Genomic DNA, 24,247 nt, shown 5'->3' with positions numbered 1-24,247 from the left:
TAGCGCATATTTTTATTTGGTATTTTTTATGCCGAATAATCGGTAAGATTTTGTACATGACTCAGACATCACAAACACGGGGGATGGGCGGCTCCGAAAGCGAAGGCCCAGACGGCCCCTTCACTGACCAGCTCATCAAATTCGGAAAGTTCTTCTCACGCTGGGACGAAACAGACGATGGCCGTGCAGTCTTTCGCCAGGGTGGCCGCCGCGGAGACGTCTTCTATCGTGACCGTTGGAGCCATGACAAGGTGGTACGCTCTACCCACGGCGTGAACTGCACCGGCTCCTGTTCCTGGCAGGTCTACGTCAAAGACGGCGTTATCACCTGGGAGGCACAGGCGACCGACTATCCCACGGTTGGGCCCGACCGCCCCGAGTACGAACCGCGCGGTTGCCCCCGTGGCGCGGCTTTCTCCTGGTATACCTATTCTCCCACCAGGGTGAAATACCCCTATGTGCGCGGTCCGCTGCTTGATATGTTCCGCGAGGCAAAAGCTATCCACGGGGGAGACCCGGTGCTGGCCTGGAAGTCTATTGTGAGCGACCCGGCCAAACGCGATAGCTACGTGCGTGCCCGCGGTAAGGGCGGTCTGGTGCGCGCTACCTGGACGGAGGCCCTGGAAATAGTGGCCTCCGCGCAGATCCACACCATTAGCGAGTACGGTCCGGACCGCAATATCGGTTTCTCACCGATCCCCGCCAAGTCTATGATGTCGCATGCTTCGGGGTCCCGCTATATTGAGCTTTTGGGAGGCGTGATGACCTCCTTCTACGACTGGTACGCCGACCTGCCGGTTGCCTCTCCCCAGGTTTACGGAGACCAAACCGATGTGCGCGAATCCGGTGACTGGTGGGATGCCACCTATCTGGTGATGTGGGGTTCTAACATTCCGGTCACCCGCACCCCCGATGCCCACTGGGTGGCAGAGGTTCGCTACCGCGGCACCAAGGTTGTCTCGGTTTCACCGGATTACGCAGATAACACCAAGTTTGCCGATGAGTGGCTGCCGGCACAGCCCGGAACTGACGCCGCGCTGGCCATGGCCATGGGGCACGTGATCCTCAAAGAGAATTTTGTGGACCGGCGGGTGGAATACTTTGAAGACTACACCACCACCTTCACCGACTTCCCCTTCCTGGTGCGGCTGGAAACCCGCCCCAACGGTGACAAGGTACCCCACAAATTTGTCAAAGCCGCTGACCTAAAGCAGGGCGCCGATCTGGCCGACCCCGGCTTTAAATCCGCTCTGCTTGACCGCCGCAACGGCGAGGTGGTTATTCCCAACGGACAGATGGGGCACCGCTATAACGAGCAGGACATGGGCAAGTGGAACCTTGACCTTGAGGGTGTTAAACCCGCCCTGTCGGTGGCGGATATTCCCGGAGGTGCCACCGGGGTTTCCGAAATAAAGATGCCGGCCTTCGATACCCCTAACGGTTCCGGTCAGGTTGTGACTCGCGGTGTTCCCACCGTGACGGTTGAGGGTATGGAGGTGTGCACAGTCTTTGACCTGATGCTGGCCCAGTACGGTGTCGACCGCCCCCAGCTCAACCTTCCCGGCCGCTTTGCCCGCGATTTTGAGGACCAGCAGGTGCAGTACACCCCCGCCTGGCAGGAAGAGATTACCTCCGTTCCCGCCGAGGCCGTTATCCGCGTAGCCCGCGAGTTCGCTAAGAACTCTATCGACTCGGGCGGGCGCACCATGATTATTATGGGCGCCGGTATCTGCCAGTGGTACCACGGCGATGCCACCTACCGTTCCATTCTCGCACTCCTTCACATGTGCGGTTGCGAGGGCCGTAACGGCGGCGGCTGGGCACACTATGTGGGTCAGGAGAAAGCCCGTCCCATCACCGGCTGGTCGCACATGGCCAACGCCCTGGACTGGAATAGGCCCCCGCGCACCCAGGCGGGAACCTCCTTCTGGTACATGCACACCGACCAGTGGCGTCAGGACGGCTATTCGACCGACTACCTCCAGTCACCGCTGGCCAAGGGCGAGTTGAAAGACGTACATACCGCGGATATCGTGGCTCGCACCACCCGTATGGGGTGGATGCCCATGTACCCGCAGTTTAGCGAAAACCCCACCCTGCTGGCGGAGGAAGCCGAAGCCGCGGTGGCCGCTGGTACGGCCTCCTCACCGGCAGACTACGTGGCGCAAAAAATTAACAGCGGTAAAACCCAGTTCGCGGTCGAAGACATCGACAACCCGGTGAACTGGCCCCGCACGCTCATGCTCTGGCGCAACAACCTGCTGGGTTCGTCGGCCAAGGGCGAAGAGTATTTCCTCAAGCATCTTTTGGGAACCCACAACAATGTGATGGGTGAGGACGCCACCGCCTCAAAACCCAAAGAGGTGAAGTGGTATGACAACGCACCGCAGGGGAAGCTGGACCTCCTGGTGACCGCGGATTTTCGGATGACCTCCTCCACCCTGTCGTCGGATGTCGTGTTTCCCGCAGCCACCTGGTACGAGAAATACGATATATCTTCAACGGATATGCACCCCTATATCCACGCTTTTACCCCGGCTATTGACCCGCCCTGGGAAACCAAGACCGACCACCAGACCTTCAAAGAACTGGCCTGGATTTTCTCGCGGCTGGCCGCTAAGCACCTGCCCGCTCGAAAAGACCTGGTCTCGGTGCCGCTTCAGCACGATACTCCCGGCCAGATTGCCCAGCCCGGTGGCTCCGCCCCGGACTGGAAGAACACCGGAGAAAAGGGCGTGCCCGGCAAAAACATGCCGGTTTTTGCCCTGGTGGAGCGCGACTACCCGGCTCTCTACGACATGTACACCTCGGTGGGCCCCCTCCTTTCGACGCTGGGCACCACCGTGAAAGCGGTGACCGTTGATGTCAATGATGAGCTGGCTATGCTGGCCAAAGAAAACGGTGTTATGAACTCCGGCAAGGGCGAGGGCCTTCCCGCTCTCGACACCGACTGGAAGCTGTGCGAGACCATCCTGGCGCTCTCGGGCACTTCTAACGGCCCGGTGGCGGTGAAAGGTTTCCGTCAGCTGGAGAAACGGGTGGGCAAAAAGTTCTTGCATCTTGCCGAGGGCAACGAGGAGAAGCGCATTAACTTCCGCGACACCCAGGATCGGCCCTGCCCGGTCTTTACCTCCCACGAGTGGTCGGGGTCGGAGACCGGCGGTCGCCGCTACGCCCCCTTTACACTCAACACCGAGCAGCTCAAACCCTTCCACACTCTCACCGGTCGTATGCACTTCTTCCTGGATCACGACTGGATGTCCGAAATGGGTGAACAGCTGCCCGTCTACCGGCCACCGCTGGATATGAACCAGCTGTTCGGTGCCCCCAAACTGGGGGAGCAGCACGACGAGGTCACCATTTCGGTGCGCTACATGACCCCGCACAACAAGTGGGCAATCCACTCCTCCTACCATGACAACCTCTACATGCTGTCCCTGTCTCGCGGTGGCTCCCACGCCTGGATGTCACCGGCAGATGCGGCAAAGATCGGTGTCAAAGACAACGATTGGATCGAGTGCATTAACAACAACGGCGTTTTTGTGGGCCGCGCGGTGGTGTCCCACCGTATGCCCGAGGGCGTGGTGTATGTTCACCATGCTCAGGAACGTCTGGTCGATATACCCAAGACCGAGGCAACCGGCAGACGCGGCGGTATTCACAACTCGGTGACGCGAATCCTGGTGAAGCCCACCCACCTCATCGGTGGCTATGCCCACCTGGCTTACGCCTTCAACTATCTAGGTCCCACCGGTAACCAGCGCGATATTGTCTCGGTTATCCGCCGTCGCAAGCAGGAGGTTTCTTACTAATGCGAGTTATGGCTCAAGTTTCTATGATTATGGCGCTGGATAAGTGCCTGGGCTGCCACACCTGTTCGGTAACCTGTAAACAGGCATGGACTAACAGGGCCGGCACCGAGTACGTGTGGTTCAACAACGTTGAAACCCGCCCCGGTCTGGGGTATCCCCGCCGCTACGAAGACCAGGAACAGTGGAAGGGCGGGTGGACGCTCAACCGGCGCGGCCGTCTGGAGCTTAAAGCGGGTAACCGCTTTAAGAAGCTCTTTACTATTTTTGCTTCCCCGGTGCAGCCGCAGCTGAGTGACTACTACGAGCCCTGGACCTATGACTACCAGAACCTGGTCAATGCCCCGCTGGGCGACGATTTTCCGGTGGCAAAGCCCAAGTCGCTCATCACCGGTGAAGATACAGCCATCGACTGGTCCGCTAACTGGGACGACGACCTTGGCGGCACCTATGTGACAGGTGACCAAGATCCGATTGTGCAGAAGATCCGCCAGGAATCGGAAGAGAAAATCAAATTTGAGTTTGAGAAAACCTTCATGTTCTACCTGCCGCGAATCTGCGAGCACTGCCTGAACCCCTCCTGTATGGCCTCCTGCCCGTCGGGTGCTATCTACAAGCGGTCCGAAGACGGCATTGTGCTGGTTGACCAGGACCGCTGCCGCGGTTGGCGCCAGTGCATTACCGGTTGCCCCTACAAGAAGATTTACTTCAACCACAAGTCCGGTAAAGCCGAGAAATGTACTTTCTGTTACCCGAGGGTTGAGCACGGTATTCCGACTGTCTGCGCCGAGACGTGTGTGGGGCGTATGCGCTATATCGGGATTTTCCTCTACGATGCCGACCGTGTCAGTGAGGCTGCCTCGGTTGCCGATGAGAAAGAGCTGTATCAGGCTCAGCTTGATATTATGCTTGACCCCTTTGACCCCGAGGTGATCAGGGCTGCCAAGAGGGACGGCATCGCCCAGTCCTGGATTGAGGCCGCGCAGAAGTCGCCCGTTTATAAGCTGGCGAAAGAGTGGAAGATCGCTCTGCCCCTGCACCCCGAATACCGCACCATGCCCATGGTCTGGTATGTTCCCCCGCTGTCGCCCATTATCGACCTGCTCAAGGAACAGGGCCACGATGCCGAGTCGAAAGATAATCTCTTTGGTGCTATAGATTCTCTGCGTATTCCGGTGGAGTACCTGGCGGAGCTTTTCACGGCCGGTGACACCGGGATCGTGGTGGATGTGCTCAAGAAGCTCGCCGCTATGCGCGCCTACATGCGAGATATCACCCTGGGTGGGGTGGGCAGCGAGGAGATCGCCAAGTCTGTGGGTATGACCGGTGAAGAGATCTACGAGATGTACCGGCTTATGGCAATTTCTAAGTACGATGAGCGCTACGTGATTCCCACGGCTCATATGGAAGAGGCCCATAACCTTGAGGAGATCGGCTGCTCGCTCGATACCGAGGGCGGACCCGGTATGCTTTACGACGATGCCTTCTCCGGCACCGGTGAGCGCCCGGTCCCCGTGGCCGCCGGTTCCTACGCCAATACGGCGCGTGAAGACGGTAAAGTGAATATCTTTATGTGGGACGGCAAGACCCGCCCCGATGCTCTCTTTCCTAACACGTCGGGTACGGACAGGGTGCGCTAGTGGCTGGTTTCTTTTCAAAACTGCTGGCCAAGCCGGCGGCTAGCCCCGGCGGTGAGGATCGGGCTGGCGGTGACCCCTTTGATTTTGACTGGGGCGCCGGTGAAGAGGCTGACTCGGTGATCTATCAGGTTTCATCGGTTCTGATGCGCTACCCGGACACGCAGGTCTACGAGTCCTTCCCCGAACTGCTTGACCTGGCTGGTCAGATTGACAACCCGGATTTTCTTGAGGCGGTTCGGGCGGTGCAGCGCTGGTATGAATCAGCGCCCCTGTCGGTGGTGGCCGGTGAGTATGTGCAGGAGTACGACCTGTCCCGCAGGCACGCCCTCCACCTCTCCTACTGGACCGAGGGAGACACCCGGCGCAGGGGTGAGGCGCTAGCCCGTTTCAAGAGGATGTACCGTGACTCGGGTATGCTCACCGACCTCAAAGGGGAGCTGCCCGACCACCTTCCCCTGGTGCTTGAGTTCGCCGCCCTGGTTGACCGGAAGGCCGGGCGGGCAGCCCTACAGGCATACCGGCCCTCCCTGGAGATGCTGCGGCTCGCTCTGCGCGACGATGGCCTTGCCTTCTACGGGCTGGTGCAGTGTATCTGCGACACCCTGCCCGGCGAGTCAGCCGAAGACGTTCAAGAAATCCAAAGGCTCGCCGGTTTTGGGCCGCCGAGTGAACAGGTTGGTCTGAGTAGCTCAGATCCCAGACTTCTACCCCTTCTACACAATTCCGAGAGGAGTACCCCGTGAGTTTGCTCGATATTTTCCTGTGGGGTGTGCTACCTTACGTGGTGGTGGTCATTCTGGTTGGTGGAACCATTTGGCGCTATCGCTATGATCAGTTCGGTTGGACCACCAGGTCGTCGCAACTGTATGAGTCAAAAATTCTCAAGATTGCCTCACCGGTCTTCCACTACGGTCTGCTGGGTGTTTTTGCCGGCCACGTGGTGGGTCTTATGATTCCGCAGTCCTGGACCGAGGCGGTTGGTGTTACCGAAGATATGTACCATATTGGTGGTGCCCTGGTGATGGGTATTCCCTTTGGTATTGCCACCTTGCTGGGTTTAATCGTGATGGTTTTCCGTCGCCGCACAAATAAGTCGGTCTTTGCGGCAACCACCTGGAACGATAAGATCATGTACATCTTCCTGATGGCGGTGATTGTCTGCGGTATGGCGGTGACGGTGATCAGCGCCTTCCAGGGGCACCACGGCCACAATTATCGGGAGGATATTTCGCCCTGGTTTAGGTCCCTCTTTATTTTCCAGCCTCGGGTGGAGCTCATGCACGATGTGCCGATTGAGTTTAAGATTCACATCCTCTTTGCCTTTGCTCTCTTTGCCCTCTGGCCCTTCACCCGCCTGGTGCACGCTTTTACCGCACCTTTCCACTACCTGTTCCGACCCTATATTGTCTACCGGTCACGCGGTGGCGAGGCACCCGGACGGCGCCGCGGCTGGGCCCCTGTGGGCAGCCCCGACAGCAGCTCGGAGCGCAGGCCGGTGAGTAGACAGTAAACTTCTATCGCACATTATTAGCTATCAGATTGAGAAAACATGAGTGTAAATACAGCTGAGCGCGACCCCAAGCTTAAGGGGCAGCTTGTCTACGTTATTATGGCCACCCTGGCCTCCACGATCGGTTTTTGGGGGTGGACCATGATCGGCCCGCTCGCCAAGTCTTACTACAAGGGAGCGTTTGACCTGTCTCCGGGGCAGCTTTCGGTGCTGATTGCTATGCCGGTAATTGTGGGTTCGCTTGCTCGTATTCCGGTCGGTGCCCTCACCGATCGTTTTGGCGGGCGGATTATGTTCACGATCATGCTTCTATTTACGGGAAGTATGGTGCTTGTGACTGGGCTGGTTGGCCAGACCGGTAACTACGGTCTTTTGCTTGTTGCGGCATTTTTTCTGGGTATTGGTGGTGCCGTCTTTGCCATAGGTATTCCTTTTTCGGCTGCCTGGTATGAACCCCACCGTAAGGGATTGGCCACGGGTATTTTTGGTATGGGTATGATTGGCACCGCGGTGGCTGCCTTCTTCAACCCGCGCCTGGTAGAGGCTTTTGGATATTTCCAGACTCACGTGATTGTTGCCTGTATCGCTCTGGCTTACGCCGCAGTGGTGTGGTTCTTCCTTAAGGATTCGCCGGTGACTAAGGGCAAGACCCCGGAGCCGATCGTGCCCAAGATTCTACAGGCCATGAAAGATATTTCTACCTGGCAGCTGTGCTTTATCTACGGTGTGGTGTTTGGTGCCTTTGTGGCTTTCTCCAACTATCTACCCACTTACATGGGCAATGTCTATGATTTTGACGGTGTTGCCGCGGGTACCTTTGCCGCCATGTTTGCCGCCTGTGCGGTGATTGCCCGCCCCTTCGGTGGTATTGCCGCTGACAAACTGGGCCCCCGTTCTGTGACTCTGCTCATGTTTGCCGCTATTGCTGTGCTATCCCTTCTGATTGCTCAGCAGTTTACGTCGCCGGCATTTTACTACACCCTTTTCATCGTGATGGCGGTGTTCATCGGATTCGGTACAGGTACGGTCTTTGGCTGGGTGGGCCGGGCTGCCCGACCTGAATCAACCGGTACCGTGGGCGGTCTGGTTTCTGCTGCCGGCGGTCTGGGAGGATATTTCCCACCGCTGGTCATGGGTGCAGTCTATGGTGCGAATGGCCACTATTTCTGGGCGCAGATTGCGCTGATGATTACGGCCCTCGTAGCCCTGGGTATCTCACTGGTGATCAAAAACGGGGGTAGGCCCTAAAATTGGCGGCTGGTACGGGTTGTCCACCCCCAGCGCGTAAAGTAGCGCCGGCCATATGTGATGTGGCAAACTTTATAGTGTTACTAAATAGCCGCTTAGGCTGTACGGGAGAGACCGTGTTCGGGGCTTGCGGCCCCGAACACGGCGCCGAAGGAGCAAACCCTCTCCGTGAAACTCTCAGGCAAAAGTACCGTACAGTGTAGGCACTCTGAAGAGGGGTCTATGCACTCCACCGAAGGGGCAAACTCCGATCCCGGTGCACCATCTCACACCGTACCGGGCCGGGGCTAAAACTCTCAGGTCACCAACAGAGCGGGGAGGCTCACACCCGAGCGCTCGGGCTGATTTGACCAGGAGTTTTACCATGTCATTCATCGACCGCCACCTTGGCCCCGGCCCTACCGACCAAGAGATTATGCTTTCGACACTGGGCTACAGTAGCCTGGGTGCCCTGATCGACGAGGTTGTCCCCGCCACCATCCGCATGGACGGTGATCTTAACCTTCCTGCGCCGCTCTCCGAAGAGGCAGCGCAGAAAAAACTAGCGGGATACGCGGCCCAAAATACGGTGCTGGCCCAGATGATCGGTGCCGGCTACTATGACACCGTGACCCCGCCGGTACTACGCCGTAATATTCTGGAGAACCCCGGCTGGTATACCTCCTACACCCCCTACCAGCCCGAGATTTCTCAGGGCCGCCTTGAAGCGCTGCTGAATTTTCAAAACACCGTGATGGAGCTGACCGGGTTGCCCATCGCCAACGCTTCCCTCCTCGACGAGGCGACCGCCGTAGCCGAAGCCGCTGTCATGATGTACCGGGCCAACCGCAGGATCAAAAACGGCTTCTTTGCCATTGATGCCCGCGCCCTACCGCAGACCCTGGCGGTGGTGCGCGGCCGCGCTGAAGCCCTGGGGATCCCCTTTGTTGTCACCGACTTTGAGGACGGTCTGCCCGAGGGCGACCTCTACGGTGTGATTCTCTCCAACCCCGGCCACGACGGTGAGGTGCGCGATATCGAGCCGCTCATGAGGGAAGCTAAAGAGCGCGGTGCCCTGGTGACCGTTATCGCCGATCTGCTAGCTCAGACCCTGCTGACCGCACCCGGCCACCAGGGTGCCGATGTTGTTGTTGGTTCCTCCCAGCGTTTTGGCCTGCCGTTCTGGTACGGTGGCCCTCACGCGGCCTTTATGGCTGTTGCTCAGGGGATGGAACGAAACCTGCCGGGCCGTCTGGTGGGTGTCTCCACCGATGCCTCCGGCAGACCCGCTTACCGGCTGGCCCTGCAGACCCGTGAGCAGCATATTCGCCGTGAGAAGGCCACCAGCAATATCTGTACGGCTCAAGCCCTGCTGGCCATTGTTGCCGGCGCCTACGCTGTCTACCACGGCCGGGAGGGTTTGCGGGCTATAGCAAACCGCCTGCACAACAATGCTGCTAGGGTTGCGTCCGCTCTCACCGAGGCGGGCCTCAACCTTGTCCACGAGACCTTCTTCGACACCGTTGTTTTTGAGGCCCCCGGCAGAGCCGATGAGCTGGTTGCTCGGGCCCTGGAAGCCGGCGTGAATATTCGCCGTCTCTCCGCCGACCGTATCTCTATCTCCGTGGGTGAGTCCCACACCGATGAGGTGCTGGGGGCCCTGGTCGCCGCCCTGGGAGGCACACTGGGGGAGACCGATGTGTACGGGCTGCCCGAGGCTCTGCTTCGCACCGATAGCTATATGCAGCATCCGGTCTTTCATATTCACCGTTCTGAGACCGCCATGATGCGCTATCTGCGCTCCCTCTCAGATAGGGATCTGGCTCTGGACCGCACCATGATCCCGCTGGGCTCGTGCACCATGAAGCTCAATGCGGCCGCTGAGATGGAGCCGATCTCCTGGCCAGAATTTGCCGGTATCCACCCCCTGGTTCCGCGGGACCAGGCAGCTGGCTGGCTGGCACTGATCAATGAGCTGTCAGACTGGTTGGTGAAAATTACCGGATACGACGCAATATCGTTGCAACCCAACTCGGGGGCTTCCGGCGAATATACGGGCCTGCGCGCTATTCGCGCCTACCACCGGGAACAGGGCCAGTCCCAGCGCACGGTGATGCTCATACCCCTGAGTGCTCACGGCACCAATGCGGCCTCGGCGGCACTGGCCGGGCTTTCTGTGGCCGGTGTTGCTACTGCCCCAGACGGATCGATCAATGTTGAGGACCTCAAGGCCAAGATTGAGAAATACGGGGACACCATTGCCGGCATTATGATTACCTACCCTTCCACCCACGGTGTCTTTGAGGAACAGGTTGTTGAGGTCTGCCAGCTGGTTCATGAGGCCGGGGGACAGGTGTACGTTGACGGCGCCAACCTGAACGCCCAGATGGGTTCGGCCCAACCGGGCAACTTCGGTGGGGATGTTTCCCATCTGAATCTGCACAAGACTTTCGCTATTCCCCACGGTGGTGGTGGCCCCGGTGTTGGCCCCGTCGCGGTGGGTGCCCACCTTGAAAAGTACCTGCCGGGTAACGGTTTTGAGGCGGATTCGGCGGGTCAACTGGCGGATGCACCCCTACCCATTTCCCAGGCCATGTTCGGGTCAGCCGGGGTGCTGCCCATCTCCTGGATGTATATCGCCATGACCGGTGCAGAAGGTTTGCGGTCCTCTTCTGAGGTCGCTATCCTCTCGGCCAACTATATTGCCAAGAAGCTGGGATCTCTCTACCCGGTACTCTACGCCGGGGAGACCGGTTTGGTTGCCCACGAGTGTATTCTTGACCTGCGCGAGCTGACCGCCGCATCCGGGATTACCGCCGAGGATGTCTGCAAACGCCTTATGGACTACGGCTTCCATGCCCCCACCCTGGCTTTCCCCGTGCCCGGTACTCTCATGGTTGAGCCCACCGAGAGCGAGTCTTTGGCCGAGCTGGACCGTTTTATCGAGGCCATGACCCATATCTATGCAGAGATTCAGGAGGTTATCGACGGTAAGGTCAGCGCGGAGGAATCCGTGCTGCGCAATGCCCCGCATACCGCCGAGGTTGTTTCCGCCGACGAGTGGAGCCGACCTTATCCGCGCTCCCAGGCAGCCTACCCCGTCCATGAACTGCGGCTGAACAAGTACTTCACCCCCGTGGGCCGGATCGACGGGGTGGGCGGGGACCGTAATTTTGTCTGCGAGTGCCCTCCCATGGAGGCTTTCGATATTGAAATTCACAGCGCCTAGGCCAGAAAGGTAACCCTATGTCACCCCAGAAAACTGCTCTCTACCGGGTCCACGCCGAGCTGGGCGCCGCCTTCACCGATTTTGGCGGCTGGGATATGCCCCTCAAATACACCAACGATGTTGAGGAGCATCGGGCCGTGCGCTCTGCCGCCGGCCTGTTCGACCTCTCCCACATGGGGGAATTCCGGGTCACCGGCCCCGACGCCGGTGCGTTCCTGGACTATGCTCTGCTGTCCAACATGTCTATCCTCAGGGTGGGCAAAGCCAAGTATTCTCTGCTGCTGTCCGAAGATGGCGGTGTGATCGACGACCTCATTACTTATCGGCTGGGTGAGGAGGAGTTTTTGGTGATCCCCAACGCCGCCAACGTGGCTGCCGACTATGAAGCCATGGGCGCCCGGACCGGGGGATTTGATGTTAACCTGACCGATGAGACCGCCGCAACTTCTCTGGTTGCGGTACAGGGCCCGGCCTCAGAAGCTATCTTGCTCGACATGGAACCCTCCGACCCCGAGGCCATTACCTCCATGGGCTACTACGCTGCCGCCCCGATTCGCTTCGGTGATATTGAGGCTTTGCTGGCCCGCACCGGGTACACCGGTGAGGACGGTTTCGAAATTTATGTTGCCAATGAGGATGCTGAAAAGCTCTGGGCCTTAGCTGCTGCGCGCGGTGCCAAACACGGGGCGATCCCGGCAGGTTTGGCTGCTCGTGATTCCCTGCGGTTGGAGGCGGGCATGCCCCTCTACGGGCAGGAGCTGGGTCTTGACATCAGTCCGTTTGAGTCCGGTATGGGGAGGCTGGTTGATATTGCCCTGACCAAGAAGGCCGCCGACTTTGTGGGTAGAGAAGCCCTGGCCCGGCGTGCCGGGCAGGCCCCTGCCCGCACCCTGGTGGGTCTCAGAGCCCTGGGTAAGCGTCCGGGCCGGGCGGGCTCCGCGCTGGTGGATGAAGCCGGTGCAAAGATCGGTGAGATTACCTCGGGTATTCCCTCGCCCACCCTGGGCTACCCCATCGCTATGGCTCTGCTCGCCACCGAGCACGCTACCGTGGGGGAGAGCGTGAATGTGGATATCCGCGGTAGGGTGGCACCCTTTATGATTGTAGATCTGCCTTTCTACCGGCGCGATAGGTAGAGCCCATAATTTGCGTCAATGGCCCGAACATATACCCGTGCGGCGGTGTTCGGGCCATTTTTATAAGGGCCAGACAGAAGACAGCCGCAGCGAGCACACGGAGAAAACTATGGATATCGGTACCGGACAGAGTCGGGCTGAAGCCCTCGACTATGACATCTCAATTTTTGAACTCTTCTCTATCGGGGTGGGCCCCTCGTCCTCACACACGGTGGGGCCGATGCGCGCGGCTAACCGTTTTGTGACCGAGCTGATCGACAGCGATCTGCTGGGGCGGGTGACCCGCGTGCACCTTGACCTTTTTGGATCACTGGCTGCCACGGGCCGAGGGCACGGCACCATGACCGCGGCATTGAAGGGGCTGGCCGGCTGTGTACCTGAGACTATCAATATTGCCGAGGCCGAGCAGCTGATAGCCCGTAACTCTGTGGACGGTACCCTGCCCCTGGCCGGCTACCGGTCCCGCACCGTGAACTCGGAAACGGAGCCGGGCGGGTTCGTCAGCGGCCCCACCGTGTGTTACCGGGAGGAAGATATCAGCTTGCGCCCGCTCACCGTGCTGGAGCGGCACACCAACGGTATGAGGTTTTTTGCCTGGGAGGGGGACGAGCAACTCCTCTGCCGCACCTATTTTTCTATTGGCGGCGGTTTTGTGGTCGAAGAAAATGAAGACGGTGCAGAGTCAGGCGGACTGGGTGAGGCCCCCTATCCTTTTGGGTCTGGTGAGGAGCTGCTGACCATGGCGAATGATGCCGGGCTGAGTATTGCCGAGCTGAAAATGAGCAACGAGCTATCGGCCCGCAGCGAGCAGCAGGTGCGGGAGGGGATTCTGGCTATTCGCGCGGTCATGAAGGAGTGTATAGGTTCCTCGCTGTCGCGGGTGGGGTATTTACCGGGCCCGCTCAAGGTGCGCTGCCGTGCCGGCGAGTGGCACCGCAGTCTTCTGCGCGAAGACCCCAATAAATCTCAGGAATTTTGGATGGACTGGGTCAACCTTATTGCTCTGGCTGTCAACGAAGAAAACGCTTTTGGCGGCAGAATTGTTACCGCACCCACCAACGGGGCCTCGGGTATTATTCCCGCGGTGCTGCACTACGCTATGAACTATCTGCCGGGAATCCGCCACTGCGGGCAGGTAAGGCGGGAGCAAACAGTTATTGATTTCTTCCTTGCGGCCGCGGCCGTGGGTGCCCTCTACAAGAAACGTGCCTCGATCTCCGGGGCGGAAGTCGGCTGTCAAGGAGAGGTGGGCACGGCAGCCTCAATGGCCGCGGCCGGCCTGGCCCAGGTGATGGGAGGTTCAAACGAGCAGGTGGAAAACGCGGCTGAAATTGCGATGGAGCACAATCTGGGGCTGACCTGCGACCCGGTGGGTGGGCTGGTACAGATCCCCTGCATTGAGCGCAACGCCATGGCCGCCGCTAAGGCTATTAACGCCGCTAAGATGGCGCTGCGCGGCGACGGCGAACACCGGGTATCGCTTGACCAGGTGATAGAGACCATGCGGCAGACCGGTGCCGACATGAGCCACCGCTACAAGGAAACCTCCATGGGCGGTTTGGCGGTTAACGTGGTGGAGTGTTAGGGGCACGCACCACGTACGTGAAGTTGCACGCGTCATCGACCTGGAATGGGGCGAAATGGACAACAGATAAGGAAAATAATGATTGAGGTTGAAGGACTCACTAAGAAGTTCAATTCCACCAAGGGAGTATTTGATCTCGACTTGAGTGTCGGACAGGGTGAGGTCATGGGATTTATCGGCCCCAACGGTGCCGGTAAGTCGACAACAATTCGTCACCTACTCGGTTTTATTCGGCCGGACGAGGGACGAGCCACCATCAATAATTTTGACTGCTGGAGCGAACCTATCGACGCCAAACGGTCGCTAGGTTTTATCCCCGGTGAAATAGCGTTTCCCTCCGGAATTTCGGCCGGAACATTCCTCGACCTGCTCGGTGAAGTCCGCCGGGATACCGTTCACTCGTTACGGACCGATCTCGTGCGACGCTTCCAGCTAGATATGACGACACCCATCAAGGCCATGTCGAAAGGTACAAAACAGAAACTGGCACTGGTCGCGGCTTTCATGGGCGACCCCGCAGTGCTGATCCTGGACGAACCGAGCAGCGGCCTAGACCCGCTGATGCAGGACACCCTGATATCCCTGCTCGAAGAGGAAAAAAAGAACGGCAAAACGATACTGCTGTCCTCCCACATCTTCGAGGAAGTGGAGGCCGTAGCAGACTCTATTACGATTATCCGCGAGGGCCGTCTCGTGGCTTCGCAGTCTATGCCCAGCCTAGAAGCCCAACTGGATCGGACACTTCGCGCACAATTTGACTATCCCGTGGATCCGAGCATCTTTGATGCACACGCCACCGCCGTGAGCGCTCAAGAACTCGATTTCCCGCTCGGTGATAATATAGCCCCCTTGCTGGGGGAGCTTTCGCGTGCAGGGGTGAAAAAGATTGAGACCCGACGGGTCGAGCTTCGCGAATATTTCTGGAATGCATACGGAGGACAAACCAAATGATTAGCACCCCGGTACTCAAGTACGGCACAAAAACAAACCTCTCACTCGTCTCGATCTTTGTGGCCCTGATCGGCTGCATGATTCTCTCCCTGGCGTGGCTTTTTCCATCGCTGTCAACAAATGCAGCGTTCACCGGCATGGTCGGTGCCCTTCCGCCCGAGCTCCGCGACGCACTAGGAGTTGTCTCGGACCAGACCGAATATTTCGGCTTCCTCAGCGCCAACTACTACAACTCCCTGCACATCATGTTTCTCATGGCCTTCGTGGTCCTGCTCGCCTACCGCCTGGCCTCTATACCGATTGACTCCACCTCACTCGGCTACTTTCTCAGCGGGCGCACCTCGCGTGTCTCCTACCTGGTGACCCAGATGCTGATCTTCGTGGGGGCCCTCGTCATCGTAACCGTCAGCTCGGTGCTCTTTGCCGCCATAGGTCACCTCATGTTCGCCGATGGAGACGTCGACTGGGAGGGTATCCTTGTGCTCAATCTCCTGCTCCTGTCGATTTTTGCGCTACTGGGTACTACCTGCTTTCTGATACGGATGATGACCAAGTCCGGCACCACAGCCCTAGCCTGGACCTCTTCGCTGGTGGTCATTGAGTATTTCATTCACATTGCTCGAGGACTTGCCCCCGATGTGACATGGCTACGGTACGCCACCGTCTTTAGCCTCTACGACGTGGAGGGGTTCCGCGATGATCCGGGTGCTCTTGCGCTCACCGTGGTGATACTCATGGCGGTGGCAGCCCTGGTCGCGGTATTCTCTGTGCTGCGCTTCCGTCGAAAAGACCTCAACCTTTAGGGGGATTGTCCGGCCCAGATCGGTGCGCCCCTTGTGAGAGCGGCTGAGCATGCGGGATATACCGGCTCAGTGCGCTCTCATCCGGTCCGGGAATACACCGCGGTAATGGCTGCGGTAGCTTTGCACGCAGGAGCTTGCAAAAGATCTTGGGAGAGGGTATAGACATCCTGTTGTGTTTGGCGTACTATGAATATTTGCGCTATCCCTAACCTGAGTGCCTTCATATAGCGGTGGGCATGGGTGATACAGAGCCAGAAAAAACAGTTCGTCTTCTACCCCAGCAACCGACCACTCTGCCGTATACGGTGTTTTGCGCGCCGGGGTCCTAGAACTTGAACTCGTCTTTTCTCGCTGTGGCGGGGTGGCGGGTAGGAATAAAAAGGTCTGTGGAAGGATCCAACTTGGTCGCCTCGAGCACCTCTAACAACGAAGCCGCTAACGGCCCCGTGAACCCCGACGGTTCAGCCAGCCGTATTTCATTCGCGAAAATTTCTGAGCCGCTAAAGGTCCCCGATCTTCTGGCCCTCCAAACCAACAGCTTTGACCGCCTGGTGGGCAACGAGCGCTGGGCCGAACGAGTGGCCCGCGCACAGGAAACGGGGGACACCTCGGTGCAGACCGTCTCCGGTCTAGCCGAAATCTTTGAAGAAATCTCACCGATCGAAGATTTTCAGGGCGCGATGTCCCTGTCCTTCTCCGAACCAGAATTTGCCGACCCCAAATACAGTGTGGAAGAGTGCAAGGACCGCGATGCGACCTATGCTGCCCCGCTGTACGTGAAGGCAGAATTCATGAACAATAACACCGGCGAGATCAAGCAGCAGACCGTGTTCATGGGCGACTTCCCGCTGATGACAGAGTCGGGTACCTTTGTGATCAACGGTACCGAGCGTGTCGTGGTTTCCCAGCTGGTGCGTTCTCCCGGCGCCTATTTTGAAAAAGCCCCGGATCGTACCTCTGATAAGGACATCTATTCGGCGCGCATTATCCCCTCACGCGGGGCCTGGTTTGAGCTTGAAATCGATAAGCGCGACCAGGTGGGTGTGCGCCTGGACCGCAAGCGCAAGCAGTCGGTGACCGTGCTGCTGAAGGCGCTGGGCTGGACCGAAGCAAAGATTCTCGAAGAATTCGGCGAATTCGACTCTATCCGCGCGACCCTGGACAAAGATACCGTGCAGACCCGTGACGAGGCCCTGCTCGATATCTACCGCAAACTGCGCCCCGGCGAGCCCCCCACGATCGACGCGGCCCAGAACCTGCTCGACAACATGTACTTCACCCCCAAACGCTACGACCTGGCTAAGGTGGGCCGCTACAAGATCAACCGCAAGCTGGGCACCGACATGCCCCTTGACGACCCCTCGGCTATGGTCCTCTCCCAGGACGACATCGCGGCCATGATCCGCTACCTGGTGACCCTGCACGCCGGAGGTAGCACGGTTAAGGGTGTGCGCGATGGCCGGGAGATTGAGCTTAGGGTTGACACCGACGACATCGATCATTTTGGGAACCGCCGCATTCGCGCGGTGGGCGAGCTGATTGAAAACCAGATCCGCACCGGCCTCTCCCGCATGGAGCGGGTGGTGCGTGAGCGGATGACCACCCAGGACGTTGAGGCGATTACCCCTCAGACCCTGATCAATATCCGGCCCGTTGTCGCCTCGATCAAAGAGTTTTTTGGGACCTCGCAGCTATCGCAGTTTATGGATCAGAATAACCCGCTGGCGGGCCTGACCCACAAGCGCCGCCTGTCTGCCCTGGGCCCCGGCGGTCTTTCGCGCGACCGCGCGGGCATGGAGGTGCGCGACGTGCACCCCTCCCACTACGGTCGTATGTGCCCCATTGAGACCCCTGAGGGTCCTAACATTGGTTTGATCGGTTCGCTGGCAACCTACGCCCGCATCAACCCCTTCGGCTTTATCGAGACCCCCTACCGGAAGGTGGAGAACGGCAAGGTTACCGACACGGTTGTCTACCTGACCGCCGATGACGAAAAGGGTGCGGTGATCGCGCAGGCTAACGCCCCGCTGACCGATCAGATGCGTTTTGCTGAGGAGTCGGTGCTCTGCCGTGCCGGCGACGGCTCGGGCGAGGCCGAGCTGGTTGACCCGCTCGACGTAGAATTTATGGACGTCTCACCCCGCCAGATGGTGTCCGTGGCAACCGCGCTGATCCCCTACCTGGAACACGACGATGCCAACCGCGCGCTCATGGGCGCTAACATGCAGCGTCAGGCTGTGCCGCTGCTCATGTCTGAGGCGCCGGTGGTGGGTACCGGCATGGAACGGTATGCGGCGATCGATTCCGGTGACTCCGTGCTTGCCAAGAAGGCGGGTGTGGTCTCCGAGGTGTCGGCCGATCTGGTGATCGTGCGCAACGACGACGGCACCACTTCCTCCTACCCGATCCTCAAGTTCCAGCGCTCCAACCCCGGTAACTGCTACAACCACCGCGTGGTTGTGCGGGTGGGGGACCGCGTAGAGGCCCAGGGGCTGATTGCCGATGGGCCCTCAACCGATCGGGGAGAGCTGGCCCTGGGTAAGAACCTGCTGGTGGCCTACATGTCCTGGGAGGGCTTCAACTTTGAAGACGGCATTATTCTTTCCCAGCGCATGATCTCTGACGATGTGCTCACCTCTATCCACATTGAGGAGCACGAGATCGATGCCCGCGATACCAAGCTGGGCGCCGAGGAGATCACCCGCGACATCCCCAACGTATCTGACGAGGTGCTGTCGGCTCTCGACGAGCGCGGTATCATTCACATCGGTGCCGAGGTTGAGTCCGGCGACATTCTGGTGGGTAAGGTTACGCCCAAGGGAGAGACCGAGCTGACCCCGGAGGAGCGTCTGCTTCGGGCGATCTTCGGTGAGAAGTCCCGCGAGGTTCGTGACACTTCCCTCAAGGTGCCCCACGGCGAGTCCGGCACCGTGATCGGTGTCCGTATCTTTGACCGCGATACCGATGAGGAAGATCTGCCCAGCGGTGTTAACCAGCTGGTGCGTGTCTATGTGGCACAGAAGCGTAAGATCACCGTCGGCGATAAACTGGCCGGCCGCCACGGTAACAAGGGCGTGATCACCAAGATCCTGCCCGTTGAGGACATGCCCTTCATGGAAGACGGCACCCCCGTTGACGTGATCCTGAACCCGCTGGGTGTTCCCGGCCGTATGAACATTGGTCAGGTGCTTGAGGTTCATACCGGCTGGCTTGCCAAGCAGGGCTGGAAGATTGAGGGCAACCCGGCTTGGCTGGACAAGCTGCCCAACTTCCCCAAGGAGACCGGCCCCACCCGGGTGGCAACCCCGGTGTTCGACGGTGCCGGTGAAGATGAGCTCTTTGATCTGCTGGACCACTCCAACCCCAACCGTGACGGTGACCGTCTCATCAACCGGTCGGGTAAGGCGCGTCTGCTGGACGGCCGCTCCGGTGAGCCTTTCCCCGAGCCGGTCTCTGTGGGCTACCAGTACATTCTGAAGCTGCACCACCTGGTGGACGATAAGATCCACGCCCGTTCCACCGGCCCCTACTCCATGATCACCCAGCAGCCGCTGGGCGGTAAGGCACAGTTTGGTGGCCAGCGTTTCGGTGAGATGGAGGTGTGGGCCCTGGAGGCATACGGTGCCGCTTACACACTGCAGGAGATCCTGACCGTCAAGTCTGACGATGTCCACGGGCGTGTCAAGGTCTACGAGGCGATCGTGAAGGGCGATAACATCCCCGAGCCGGGTGTTCCTGAGTCTTTCAAGGTGCTTATCAAAGAGATGCAGTCGCTGTGCCTTAACGTTGAGGTTCTCTCAACGGAGGGCAAGGCCATCGAGATGCGCGATGCCGATGACGAAGGTTTCCGTGCAGCCGACGATTTGGGAATCGACCTCTCACACGCAGAGCCCAGCTCTGTTGAAGAGGTCTAAGACTTCACCACTATCACCAACGAATTAGTCTTTACAACTACTGAAAAGAGATAAGGACCAAATGTCCAACGAATCTTCACTCGGTTTGATGCGTATTGGCCTGGCTACCGCCGAGGATATCCGCAACTGGTCTTACGGCGAGGTCAAGAAACCCGAAACCATTAACTATCGCACCCTGAAGCCGGAGAAGGAGGGGCTCTTTGACGAGCGTATCTTTGGCCCCACCCGGGATTGGGAATGCTACTGCGGCAAGTACAAGCGCGTACGTTTCAAGGGTATTATCTGTGAGCGCTGCGGCGTTGAGGTGACCCGTGCCAAGGTGCGCCGGGAGCGTATGGGCCATATTGAGCTGGCCGCCCCGGTGACCCACATATGGTACTTCAAGGGTGTGCCCTCCCGCCTGGGCTACCTCCTTGACCTGGCGCCCAAGGATCTTGAGAAGATCATCTATTTTGCCGCCTACATGATTACCGCTGTTGACGAGGAAGCTCGTCACGATGACCTTCCTAACCTGGAGGCAGCCTACCAGCGTGACCGTAAGGCACTGGAGGATCAGCTCGATGCCGATATCAACCTGATTGCCCGCGAAACCGAAGAGGAACTGGCCCGTATTGAGGCTGAGGGCGGTAAGGCTGCCGAGAAGCGCAAGCTGCGCGAGGCAGCGGAGCGGCAGATGGCTAGCGTGCGGAAGAATATTACGCAGGAGCTAGAGTTCAACGAGAAGGTGTGGGACCGGTTTAAGAACCTCAAGGTTGCCGACCTTGAGGGGGACGAGGCCCTCTACCGCGCCATGGTTGACCGCTACGGTGTATATTTTGAGGGTTCTATGGGTGCCGATGCGATTAAGAAGCGCCTGGAGAACTTTGATATGGAGGCCGAGGCCGAGTCGCTGCGCGAGATTATTCAGACCGGTAAGGGGCAGCGGAAGACCCGTGCCCTGAAGAGGCTGAAGGTTGTCAACTCCTTCCTGACCACCAGCAACTCTCCTCTGGGTATGGTGCTTGAGGCCGTGCCGGTGATTCCGCCGGAGCTGCGCCCCATGGTGCAGCTCGACGGTGGGCGTTTTGCCACCTCCGACCTCAACGACCTCTACCGCAGGGTGATCAACCGTAACAATCGTCTTAAGCGTCTGCTTGACCTCGGTGCCCCCGAGATCATCGTCAATAACGAGAAGCGGATGCTCCAGGAAGCGGTGGACTCGCTCTTCGATAATGGCCGCCGAGGCCGCCCGGTCACCGGCCCCGGTAACCGCCCGCTGAAGTCCCTGTCAGACATGCTCAAGGGTAAGCAGGGTCGTTTCCGCCAGAACCTGCTGGGTAAGCGCGTTGACTACTCGGGGCGTTCGGTGATTGTGGGTGGCCCGCAGCTGCAAATGCACCAGTGCGGCCTACCCAAGCAGATGGCGCTGGAACTTTTTAAGCCCTTTGTGATGAAACGTCTGGTTGATCTCAACCACGCCCAGAATATCAAGTCGGCTAAGCGTATGGTGGAGCGTTCCCGCCCCCAGGTGTGGGATGTTCTTGAGGAGATCATCACCGAGCACCCCGTGCTGCTCAACCGCGCCCCCACCCTGCACCGGCTGGGTATCCAGGCTTTTGAACCCCAGCTGGTTGAGGGTAAGGCTATTCAGCTGCACCCGCTGGTCTGCTCGGCCTTCAACGCCGACTTTGACGGCGACCAGATGGCCGTGCACCTGCCGCTCTCACCCGAGGCACAGGCTGAGGCGCGTATTCTCATGCTCTCCTCGAACAACATCCTCAAGCCCTCAGACGGGCGCCCGGTTGCTGTTCCTGACCAGGACATGATTATCGGTCTCTTTCACCTGACCACCCCGCGTGACGATGCTCCCGGCGAGGGCCGCACCTTCTCCTCTCTGGCCGAGGCGCTGATGGCGCTTGACCTGCACGAGATTGAGCTTTACTCAAAGGTGAAGATTCTCTTTGCCCCCGACGAGCTGGTGCTACCCGAGGATTTTGACTACCCGGAGGGCTACACCGAGGGGGAGCCGATCCTGTTCGAGTGCACGGTGGGCCAGGTAATTTTCAACGAGGCACTCCCGGAAGACTACCCCTGGTACGGCGAGATCGCGGACAAGAAGAGCTTGGGCTCGCTGATCAACGATTTGGCGGAGAAATACCCCATGCACGTGGTGGCCAGGTCGCTGGATAACCTGAAAGATACGGGCTTCTACTATGCGTCCCGCTCCGGGGTGACCGTGGCGGTCTCCGATATCGCTGCCCCGCCGACCAAGCCCGCCATCATGGAGAGCTACGAGAAGCAGGCATCCGATATTCAGAGCCAGTTCGATATGGGTCTGATTGACGATAATGAGCGCCGTACCGAGCTGATCGATATCTGGACGAAAGCAACCGATGAGGTTGCCGATGCCATGAAAGATAATCTGTCTCACCTGAACACCACGATCAACCGTATGGTGACCTCGGGGGCGCGCGGTAACTGGATGCAGGTTCGCCAGATTGCCGGGATCCGCGGCCTTGTGGCCAACCCCAAGGGTGAGATTATGCCGCGCCCGATCAAGTCGTCCTACCGTGAGGGCTTGACCGTGCTCGAGTACTTTATCGCTACCCACGGTGCGCGTAAGGGTCTGGCTGATACCGCGCTGCGTACCGCAAACTCCGGTTACCTGACCCGCCGCCTGGTTGACGTTTCTCAGGACGTGATTGTGCGTGAGGAAGACTGCGGTACCCGCCGCGGCCTCAACCTTCCGCTGGTGGAGGTCAACGAAGAGACCGGTGCGGTCTCCCTGCACGAAAACGTGGAGAGCTCTATTCACGGTCGTGCCCTGTCTGTCGATGTGACGGCCGAGGACGGCACCGTGCTGGCCAAAGCCGGTGACGATGTCTCCGACATCGTGATCGATAAGCTTTTCAAGGCCGGTATCCGACAGGTCAGGGTGCGTTCGGTGTTGACCTGCGAGTCGGCGGTGGGCGTGTGCGCCCAGTGCTACGGCCGGTCGATGGCCTCGGGTAACCTGGTTGATATTGGTGAGGCTGTCGGTATTATTGCCGCCCAGTCTATCGGTGAGCCCGGTACACAGCTGACCATGCGTACCTTCCACACCGGCGGTGTGGCTTCGGCTGATGACATTACTCAGGGTCTGCCCCGTATTCAGGAGCTGTTCGAGGCCCGCACCCCCAAGGGTGTGGCCCCGATCTCTGAGGTTGCGGGTAGGGTCAGTTTTGAGGATACCGACAAGTCCTTCAAGATTGTGATCACCCCCGATAACGGTGATGAGCCGGTGACCTACCCGGTGCTGCGCCGGGCCCGTCTCAACGTTGCCGAGGGCGACCATGTGGAGGTGGGCGACCAGCTGGTGGCCGGTGCGGTTGACCCCAAGGAGGTGCTGCGTATCCGCGGGCCCCGTGAGGCTCAGAAGCACCTGGTTGACGAGGTGCAGGAAGTGTACCGTTCCCAGGGTGTGGGTATCCACGACAAGCACGTTGAGGTTATTGTGCGGCAGATGTTGAGGCGGGTGACCGTGATTGATTCCGGTGACACCGATCTTTTGCCCGGTGAACTGGTGGAGAACACCCTGTTCCGTAACGCTAACCGCAAGGCGCTGGCCGAGGGTAAGCGCCCGGCTGCGGGCCGTCCCGAGATGATGGGTATTACCAAGGCGTCGCTGGCCACTGAGTCCTGGCTGTCGGCCGCTTCCTTCCAGGAGACCACCCGGGTGCTGACCCAGGCGGCTATGGAGCGGAAGGAGGACCCGCTGGTCGGTCTCAAGGAGAACGTTATTATCGGTAAGCTCATCCCCGCCGGTACCGGTCTAGCCCGCTACAACGATATTGAGGTTGAGCCCACCGACGAGGCGCGTGAGCAGATCTTCCAGGCATCTGCCGGTGGATTCAACGATTTCAGCTATGCGGCTGAAAACGAGGGGTCTATCTCGGCTGAGTTTCAGGCGATTCCTCTCGATGACTATGATTTCGGGAAGTAGTCGCTAGCTCGGTCGGAAACCGCCGGAAGTTTCTGGGCAATGAAAAATAGGTGGGGGCCATCCTGGTGGGTGGCCCCCACCTATTCCCGTCTGGAGGTGGTAAAGATCTCTACGTCCTATGCCCGTGTCGGTGAAATATGTGCCATCTCGGGTAGATTAACGGTCTCACAAGCGCTAGACTTCTATACGAAGTACTTAGCTTTTACGCTCCACTGCCCGGCAGGCATACTCACCCCTGTGAAGGCCGGCGTTGACGGAGCCGAGCTAAACGGGTTCGAATCAATGGCAGTATGGATACAGTCCTCTGGTGCTGGTCAGGTGTGACCTGGCACCTAAATGCCATTTTTATGTGTGCCCAGAAGTTTTGCTCAGAAATACTCATCGCCACGATGAGACCCTATGTTCGCTTCACCAAGAAAACTCAACTGCGTCCGCCGCAGCTGAAGCCAGAAGATTGTAGGGCCGTGAAAAAATCGGCCCGA

The 24,247-nt window shown here is 59.0% G+C and carries 12 protein-coding genes and 1 riboswitch; all 12 genes read left to right on the top strand.

All coding sequences use genetic code 11. From position 1 onward, the window contains the following. Window positions 1–56: 56 nt before the first annotated feature. The 12 genes from ACS1BR_RS03650 (at window position 57) to ACS1BR_RS03595 (ending at window position 23,765) form a co-directional block, all read left to right on the top strand. Window positions 57–3,812, top strand: coding sequence for a nitrate reductase subunit alpha (locus ACS1BR_RS03650; RefSeq protein WP_463560120.1), 3,756 nt, complete (start codon window positions 57–59; stop codon window positions 3,810–3,812). Next, window positions 3,812–5,449: a nitrate reductase subunit beta gene (gene narH, locus ACS1BR_RS03645; protein WP_463560119.1), complete on the top strand. Its 1,638-nt coding sequence runs from the start codon at window positions 3,812–3,814 to the stop codon at window positions 5,447–5,449. The genes ACS1BR_RS03650 and narH overlap by 1 nt, the downstream gene beginning before the upstream one ends. Further along, on the top strand, window positions 5,449–6,192 hold the full coding sequence (gene narJ, locus ACS1BR_RS03640) for a nitrate reductase molybdenum cofactor assembly chaperone (RefSeq protein ID WP_463560118.1): 744 nt from the start codon (window positions 5,449–5,451) through the stop codon (window positions 6,190–6,192). Before narH ends, narJ begins: the two co-directional genes overlap by 1 nt. Then, on the top strand, window positions 6,189–6,959 hold the full coding sequence (narI, locus tag ACS1BR_RS03635; protein ID WP_463560117.1) for a respiratory nitrate reductase subunit gamma: 771 nt from the start codon (window positions 6,189–6,191) through the stop codon (window positions 6,957–6,959). The genes narJ and narI overlap by 4 nt, the downstream gene beginning before the upstream one ends. A gap of 39 nt (window positions 6,960–6,998) precedes the next feature. Continuing rightward, complete coding sequence (locus ACS1BR_RS03630) at window positions 6,999–8,207, top strand: MFS transporter (RefSeq protein WP_463560116.1); 1,209 nt, start codon at window positions 6,999–7,001, stop codon at window positions 8,205–8,207. A gap of 95 nt (window positions 8,208–8,302) precedes the next feature. Beyond that, window positions 8,303–8,410, top strand: a riboswitch (glycine riboswitch). Between the two features lie 161 nt (window positions 8,411–8,571). Beyond that, window positions 8,572–11,415, top strand: coding sequence for an aminomethyl-transferring glycine dehydrogenase (gene gcvP, locus ACS1BR_RS03625; RefSeq protein WP_463560115.1), 2,844 nt, complete (start codon window positions 8,572–8,574; stop codon window positions 11,413–11,415). Window positions 11,416–11,432: 17 nt separating this feature from the next. Next, complete coding sequence (gcvT, locus tag ACS1BR_RS03620; RefSeq protein WP_463560114.1) at window positions 11,433–12,551, top strand: glycine cleavage system aminomethyltransferase GcvT; 1,119 nt, start codon at window positions 11,433–11,435, stop codon at window positions 12,549–12,551. A gap of 109 nt (window positions 12,552–12,660) precedes the next feature. Then, on the top strand, window positions 12,661–14,136 hold the full coding sequence (locus tag ACS1BR_RS03615; protein ID WP_463560113.1) for an L-serine ammonia-lyase: 1,476 nt from the start codon (window positions 12,661–12,663) through the stop codon (window positions 14,134–14,136). Window positions 14,137–14,214: 78 nt separating this feature from the next. Then, entirely contained in the window at window positions 14,215–15,087 is an 873-nt protein-coding gene (locus ACS1BR_RS03610; RefSeq protein WP_463560112.1) for an ABC transporter ATP-binding protein, read from the top strand. After that, complete coding sequence (locus ACS1BR_RS03605) at window positions 15,084–15,890, top strand: hypothetical protein (RefSeq protein WP_463560111.1); 807 nt, start codon at window positions 15,084–15,086, stop codon at window positions 15,888–15,890. The genes ACS1BR_RS03610 and ACS1BR_RS03605 overlap by 4 nt, the downstream gene beginning before the upstream one ends. A gap of 401 nt (window positions 15,891–16,291) precedes the next feature. Beyond that, the gene (gene rpoB, locus ACS1BR_RS03600) at window positions 16,292–19,804 is read left to right on the top strand and encodes a DNA-directed RNA polymerase subunit beta (protein ID WP_463560322.1); all 3,513 of its coding nucleotides are present in this window, start codon (window positions 16,292–16,294) and stop codon (window positions 19,802–19,804) included. Window positions 19,805–19,865: 61 nt separating this feature from the next. After that, the gene (locus tag ACS1BR_RS03595) at window positions 19,866–23,765 is read left to right on the top strand and encodes a DNA-directed RNA polymerase subunit beta' (protein ID WP_463560110.1); all 3,900 of its coding nucleotides are present in this window, start codon (window positions 19,866–19,868) and stop codon (window positions 23,763–23,765) included. Window positions 23,766–24,247: the final 482 nt, after the last annotated feature.

It is taken from the genome of Rothia sp. 18CD1-1, from assembly GCF_055285355.1.
The sequence above is the reverse complement of the archived record's forward strand: the minus strand, read 5'-3'. Positions and strand labels throughout refer to the sequence as shown.